General features: G+C 62.9%; 2 pseudogenes. One reads left to right on the top strand and one right to left on the bottom strand.

Going from position 1 to position 560, the window contains the following annotated elements:
• Positions 1-305 (top strand): annotated as a pseudogene (locus H6B10_RS15110) (DegV family protein); the annotation flags it as partial.
• A 73-nt stretch (positions 306-378) separates the two neighbouring features.
• On the opposite strand, the pseudogene H6B10_RS15105 reads toward H6B10_RS15110, so the two are convergent.
• A pseudogene (locus H6B10_RS15105) lies at positions 379-560 on the bottom strand (cation:proton antiporter); the annotation flags it as partial.

Below are 560 nucleotides of genomic sequence, written 5' to 3'. Positions count from 1 at the left end.
CCATCCAGGGGGACAAGCTGGATACCTACGCCAAGGCCCGGGGCATGCAGCAGGCGGAACAGAAAATGGTGGAAGCCCTGAAACAGGACCGCGCCACCCGGTTCGGCGCGGTGCCGGACGCCCAGCTGCGGGTGGAAACCGCCGGTACTTTTGAGAGCGAAGAACAGGCCGCCCGCTGGCGTGCGCTGGTGCAGGCGGAATTCCCCGGCATCCCGGTCTCCTATGTACACCTGCCCTGCAGCATTGCCTGCCATGTGGGCATCAACGCGGCGGGCACCGGCATCATGAAAAAAGAGGTGGGCTGAACCGTCGCCTGCCGGACAAAAATACAAGCGGCACCCGCAGGGGTGCCGCTTTTTTGTATGGTCACAAAGCCGGTCACGCTTTGGTCAGCAGTTTGCGGTAGGTCAGGTCCATGCCCAGGGCGCCAAGCGGCGCGGTGATAAGGATGGCCAGCACCGCCACCGAGAGCACCAGCTGCCCGCAGGGCAGGCCCAGGGCCAACCCCACCAGAATGATCAGGGCAAGGGACGGTAACATAACAAAATCCTCCTTTTTTG

Source organism: Gemmiger formicilis (assembly GCF_016901605.1).
Taxonomy (GTDB): domain Bacteria; phylum Bacillota; class Clostridia; order Oscillospirales; family Ruminococcaceae; genus Gemmiger; species Gemmiger formicilis_B.
The sequence above is the reverse complement of the archived record's forward strand: the minus strand, read 5'-3'. Positions and strand labels throughout refer to the sequence as shown.